This window comes from Sphingobium sp. L-44, from assembly GCF_056859495.1.
The window spans coordinates 1-5,591 of the sequence record NZ_JBSXOQ010000034.1 but is presented as its reverse complement, the minus strand read 5'-3'; the positions used below and the strand labels follow the sequence as shown (position 1 = coordinate 5,591).

The 5,591-nt window shown below is 64.2% G+C and carries 7 protein-coding genes and 1 tRNA gene; 6 read left to right on the top strand and 2 right to left on the bottom strand.

What is annotated here, in order from left to right:
* Positions 1 to 571: 571 nt before the first annotated feature.
* Entirely contained in the window at positions 572 to 1,024 is a 453-nt protein-coding gene (locus AC13EK_RS02405) for a DUF6265 family protein (RefSeq protein ID WP_069337831.1), read from the bottom strand.
* Positions 1,025 to 1,125: 101 nt separating this feature from the next.
* On the opposite strand from AC13EK_RS02405, the gene AC13EK_RS02400 reads away from it, so the two are divergent.
* The 4 genes from AC13EK_RS02400 to AC13EK_RS02385 all read left to right on the top strand — a co-directional run bounded on the left by AC13EK_RS02400 (position 1,126) and on the right by AC13EK_RS02385 (position 3,812).
* The gene (locus tag AC13EK_RS02400) at positions 1,126 to 2,115 is read left to right on the top strand and encodes an agmatine deiminase family protein (protein WP_069337832.1); all 990 of its coding nucleotides are present in this window, start codon (positions 1,126 to 1,128) and stop codon (positions 2,113 to 2,115) included.
* Positions 2,116 to 2,204: 89 nt separating this feature from the next.
* Entirely contained in the window at positions 2,205 to 2,537 is a 333-nt protein-coding gene (locus tag AC13EK_RS02395) for a DUF2501 domain-containing protein (RefSeq protein ID WP_069337833.1), read from the top strand.
* Positions 2,538 to 2,605: 68 nt separating this feature from the next.
* Complete coding sequence (gene aguB / locus AC13EK_RS02390; RefSeq protein ID WP_069337834.1) at positions 2,606 to 3,454, top strand: N-carbamoylputrescine amidase; 849 nt, start codon at positions 2,606 to 2,608, stop codon at positions 3,452 to 3,454.
* Positions 3,455 to 3,485: 31 nt separating this feature from the next.
* Complete coding sequence (locus AC13EK_RS02385; RefSeq protein WP_069337835.1) at positions 3,486 to 3,812, top strand: YnfA family protein; 327 nt, start codon at positions 3,486 to 3,488, stop codon at positions 3,810 to 3,812.
* A gap of 100 nt (positions 3,813 to 3,912) precedes the next feature.
* Here the strand turns inward: AC13EK_RS02385 and AC13EK_RS02380 are convergent, their stop codons facing one another.
* Positions 3,913 to 4,578: a uracil-DNA glycosylase gene (locus AC13EK_RS02380; RefSeq protein ID WP_069337836.1), complete on the bottom strand. Its 666-nt coding sequence runs from the start codon at positions 4,576 to 4,578 to the stop codon at positions 3,913 to 3,915.
* A 23-nt stretch (positions 4,579 to 4,601) separates the two neighbouring features.
* On the opposite strand from AC13EK_RS02380, the gene folK reads away from it, so the two are divergent.
* Together folK and AC13EK_RS02370 are read left to right on the top strand one after the other, a co-directional pair.
* On the top strand, positions 4,602 to 5,111 hold the full coding sequence (folK, locus tag AC13EK_RS02375; protein ID WP_069337837.1) for a 2-amino-4-hydroxy-6-hydroxymethyldihydropteridine diphosphokinase: 510 nt from the start codon (positions 4,602 to 4,604) through the stop codon (positions 5,109 to 5,111).
* A gap of 41 nt (positions 5,112 to 5,152) precedes the next feature.
* A tRNA-Lys gene (locus AC13EK_RS02370) sits at positions 5,153 to 5,228 on the top strand.
* Positions 5,229 to 5,591: the final 363 nt, after the last annotated feature.

Below are 5,591 nucleotides of genomic sequence, written 5' to 3'. Positions count from 1 at the left end.
GCACGCATCGTCCTGTGCGGCGACACAGATCCCATCGATGATCTGCTCCCCTACAACTGGGTAGATAGTCGCGCCACCGCCAGCCCCGTCATCGATCAGGCCGCCTGAGCGCTCCCCTGTGGGAGTGTTTTAGCGCTTACGCTTCTTCAACTCCCGCCCCACAGTCGTTTCCTTAAGGGACACACCACACTCGTCATAGAGCCTAGGAGAACGTCAGAGGCGTTCCGTCGAAGGAAAACCATGTACTAGGGGCGATCGACATTCAGATGATGACGTGACGAAAATGGTGGTTTTCCGTGCCCCGAAGCGCAGCGTACTTAAAGTACGTGAGCACCGGAATCACGGAAAACCGCCATTTGCAGGCCGTCGGGGCTGAATGTCGATTGGCCCTAGGTGAGGTCGAGTTCGACCGAGCGGACCACGAGTAAGAACAGCGATGACAGTCAACGCGGCCGTTGCGGTTACCAAGATAAATTCGCCTCGCTTGATCATGCCATTCTTTTAGCGAATGCAGGAAGCGCCGCGATCAAGAGGTGCCGGTGAGCTTCTCTACGCCCAAAAATGCTCCCCCTCACTGCCCCGCCGGGGCGTAGGTCCAGTTCTGGGCGTTGCTGCCGTCCATCATCGCGGTTTCGGCCATCAGCAGGCGGCCTTCGCGCCAGTAGCGGATGCGTTGGGGGTAATCATGGTCGGGATTGGCGAAGCTGATGTCGCGCACGCCCTGCTCCAGCACGGGGAAGATCGTCTCCTTGCCGCCCTCCGGCGCGGCATGCAGCGTCAGCGTTCCGTCCGCCGCGCGCACGATCCGCATCACCTCCCAGCTTTGCAGGCTTTCGCCCCGCCCGCTGCGGCCCATGCCGATCATCACCCCGCCGCGCGGCAGCGACCAGAGTTCCTCGGTCCAGCGGTCGCCCCGTTCCTGCTGCCATTCGCCGGTCAGCCATTCGGGCAGGTCCGCCGCCTTTGCCAGCGGTGCCCCGCCCAGCATCAGCGCCGCCAGCATGATCGATACGCTCTTCTTCACCCGCTACACCCTCTGTCCAGACCCGCGACCCTGCGCTATGGAGCGCGCAACATCTCTCCCGCTATCTCGGACCGGCCAGCGCGCCGGGCAAGGACAAATCTATGACTTTTCGCATGCCTGCCGAATGGGCGCCGCACGACTGGACCTGGATCGGCTTCCCGACCAACCCGGACGAATGGCCCGGCGCCTTTGACGGCGCGCGTCGCCAGATCGCCGATTTCGCCAGTGCGCTCCACGCCGATGGCAAGGGCGAGGAGGTGCGGCTGGTCGTCGCCAATGAGGCGGATGCCGACGCTGCGCGTGCGCTGGTCGCGCCGGGCGTCACCATCGCCGTCCACAGGCTGGGCGACGTATGGCTGCGCGACACCGCGCCGATCGCCGTGCTGAACGGCGCTGGAGACCGCGCATTGGTCGATTTCGGCTTCAACGGCTGGGGCGGCAAATATCAGATGCCCGGTGACGAGGATATCGGCGCGCGTCTGGCCGCGACCACCGGCATGGCGACCTCGACCCAGAATTGGGTGTTCGAGGGTGGCGCGATCGACACCGACGGCACCGGCCTGTTCGTCACCACCGAGCAATGCCTGCTCAATCCCAACCGCAACCCGGACCTTGATCGCGGCAAGATCGAGACGTTGCTGGCCGGCGCGCTCGGCCTGTCCGACATGCTGTGGCTGGGCGATGGCCTGCTCAACGACCATACGGACGGCCATGTCGACAATCTCGCCCGCTTCGTCGCGCCGGGCAAGCTGGCGCTGCCGATCGCGACCACGCCGGACGATCCCAATACGGCCATTTATGCCGACGCCCGCGCCCGCGCCAAGGCGCATGGCGTGGAGGTGGTCGACATCCCTTCGCCCGGCCTGGTGCTGGTCGATGGTGAGGCGATCCCGGCCAGCTACATGAATTTCTATGTCGGCAACGCCGCCGTCATCGTCCCCATCTATGGCCAGCCCAATGATCAGGCGGCGCTCGACGCCTTCGCGCCCTTCTTTCCGGGGCGCCAGATCATCGGCCTGCGCAGCGACGCGATCCTGTCGGGCGGCGGCAGCTTCCACTGCTGCAGCCAGCAAATGCCCTCGCTGGTCTAAGGGTTAGTCCCCCGTTGCGGGGATGCGCATGCGGGCGCAATTTCCGGGCCGGGCGACGCAGCATCGCCCGGCTTCAGGAGCATTGCCCCATGTTTCGTCCGATCCTTGCCACTTCGCTGATCCTGCTGGGCGCGAGCGCCGGCACCGCCCAATTGCCCAGCATCATCGGCATGGGCGCCGACAATGCCGCCGGCGTGCTGGGCTATTGCGTCAAGAACCGGCTCGTTGATGCGACCAGCGCCAATGCCGTGCTGGACAAACTGAACAAGAAACCGGGCGTGAAGGGCTCGGGCGCCTTCAAGTCCGGCGAGACCGGCATCATCCATGCCGGCAAGAAGGACATTTCGCTCGACAGCCTGAAGGGCGATGCCAAGGGCAAGATGTGCTCCATGGTGCTCAAGCAATCGGCGTCCCTGCTATAGGCGCTTCCCGGTAGCGCGGCGGCGCCATAGCCCCTATATCGCGCGGCGAACCCATCATGGAGTGATGAATGACCCGCGTGACCGTCGCCGCCCTGCAGCTCGCCTTTTCGGACGACATGGCCGACAATATCGCCATGGTCGCCGATCATGTGACCAAGGCCGCTGCCCGCGGCGCGAAGATCATCCTGCCCCCCGAACTGTTCGAGGGCCATTATTTCTGCCGGGTCGAGGACGAAGCCCTGTTCGACCGCGCCCAGCCAACCGACCAGCACCCCGCCGTGCAGGAAATGCGCGAGCTGGCCAAGGATCTGGGCGTCTATATCCCGACCAGCTATTTCGAGCGGGACGGCCATCATTATTACAACTCGCTCGCCATGATCGATGATGAGGGCGAGATCATGGGTGTCTATCGCAAGAGCCATATCCCCGACGGTCCGGGCTATGAGGAAAAATATTATTTCCGCCCCGGCAATACCGGCTTCAAGGTGTGGCCGACCAAATATGGCACCGTGGGCGTCGGCATCTGCTGGGACCAATGGTATCCCGAAACCGCGCGCTGCATGGCGCTGATGGGCGCGGAAATGCTGTTCTACCCGACCGCGATCGGCTCCGAACCCTATGATGCGGAGTTGGACACCAGCCGCATGTGGCGCCGCGCGATGATCGGCCATGCGGTCAGCAACTGCATGCCGGTGATCGCCGCCAACCGCATCGGCGAGGAAGAGGGCCAGAAATTCTACGGCCACAGCTTCATCAGCGATGAATGGGGCGATTATCTCGCGGAGTCCGACGCCAGGGACAATGGCGCGCTTGTCGCCACGCTGGACCTTGCCAAGGCGAAGATCCACCGCGCCGGCATGGGCTTCTTCCGTGATCGCCGCCCCGAACTTTACGGCCGCATCGCGCAGGATATCTGATGGCGCGCCGCAACCCGGCCCGGATCGGCTGATGCCGTCGATCATGGTCTATATCGCCGCCGCCCTGGCCGAGATCGCCGGCTGCTTCGCCTTCTGGGCGTGGCTGCGGATGGACAAGTCGATACTGTGGCTGATCCCCGGAACGGGCTCGCTGCTGCTCTTCGCCTGGCTGCTGACCCTGGTCGACGCGGCGGCGGCCGGGCGCGCCTATGCGGCCTATGGCGGCGTCTATATCAGTTCGGCGCTGCTCTGGCTCTGGCTGGTGGAGGGCGTACGGCCGGACCGCTGGGACATGGCCGGCGTGGCGCTCAGCCTGGTCGGCGCCGGCATCATCCTGTTCGGCCCGCACCGCGCCTAGAGCATGATCCGTTCATACTGGATCGGATCATGCTCTGTTTGCCTTTTTGTTTTCCGCATTTTCCGAGCCAGCAGATGATGCCATCTGCTTCGAAAATGCTCTAATTGGCGGACGTCAGCCCCGCCAGTTCGACCGCCCGCGCAAACACCCCCTCGAACATCTCCGCCGTCAGCCGGTTGGTATTCTGGTTGTAGCGCGAACAATGATAGCTATCGATCAGCATCCGCCCGTCGGGCATGCGATGCTCCGCCCCATGGGCGAAGCGCGCCTTGGGCAGCTTGCCGCCAAGCACCTTCACCGCCGACTGATGCGCGATCTCGCCCAGCGCCACGAAGGTCCGCGCGTTCGGCAGTTGCGCCACGCCATCGGCCAGGAACGGCCGACAGGCATGCACCTCTGCCGGCACCGGCTTGTTCTGCGGCGGCAGGCAGCGGACCGAATTGATGATGATCGCGTCGCGCAGTTCCAGCCCGTCATCGACCCGCGCCTCATAATTGCCCTGCGCCAGACCGAACTTCTTGAGCGTGGCGAAGAACAGCTCGCCCGCGACATCGCCGGTAAAGGGCCGGCCGGTGCGGTTCGCGCCCTGCTTGCCCGGCGCCAGACCGATGATGCCGATCCGCGCCATCGGGTCGCCAAAGGCGGGCACCGGCGCGTTCCACCAGTCGGGATGGTCCGCCCGGCATTCCGCACGCAGCGCGACCAGGCGGGGGCAGAGTGGGCAGTCGCGGGGCGGTTCACTTGATAGGGGGCTTTGCAGGATCATGGCGCTCAGATAGGCGCTGCACCATGCCGGACACAAGCCGCCACCTTTATGCGCTCTCGATCGGGTCGAACCGGCCGCTCTCCGCCCGGCTGACGCCGCCGCGCCTGCTGGCGGAGGCGGTGCGCCGGATCGAGGCGCTCGGCGATGTCTTTGCCCTGTCGCGGACGATCGAGACGCCGCCGCTCGGCCCCTCGCGCCGCCGCTTCGCCAATGCCGCGCTGCTGGTCGACAGCGCCCTGCCCCCGCCCGCCATGCTGGCCGCACTGCAGGACATCGAGACCGGCCTTGGCCGCCGCCGTTTCCAGCGCTGGGGTGCGCGCCGGCTCGACATCGACATCATCCTCTGGTCGGGCGGCCGCTGGCGCAGCCGCGATCTTCTGATCCCCCACCCTGCCTTTGCCGAGCGCGACTTCGTCCTGCGCCCGCTCGGCGCCATCGCGCCCGACTGGAAATGCCCGCCTTCCGGGCACAGCGTGCGGCATCTCCATGCGCTTTTGCGAAAAGCATCCTATCATCGTGCCACAAGAGGTTGACCAGCCGCCCGCACGCCACTAGTGCGAGCGGTCTCGACAGGGGGTCCATAGCTCAGTCGGTAGAGCAACTGACTTTTAATCAGTAGGTCGCTGGTTCGAACCCAGCTGGACTCACCATTTTAACCCTGATAAAACAGCATCTTGATGGCATTTATGCCACCGTAGCGCGCGACATCCTCCATCTGAGTACCCAATAGGCACCGAAAAAGTCGGAGCAACGGGCTGCATCATTCGTGTCTGTTGTGATAATTTTCCATCAACGGCGCTTTCATCGTTCCCGAATTGTTCGCCTTCGGTATAGATGGTGGAAGCTTACCGCCGTTTGTGAGGTAGGGAATTGAAGTTGGACACCTCGAAAAACCCGTGGCGCCTGAGGGCCTGAAGTGATTCACTGCCTTTGCGCGATAGCGGAGGCGATGATGGCAGGGCAGCCGGGTTTCTTCGATCTTTCGGACCGATATGAGGCATTGAGCGCTGCGG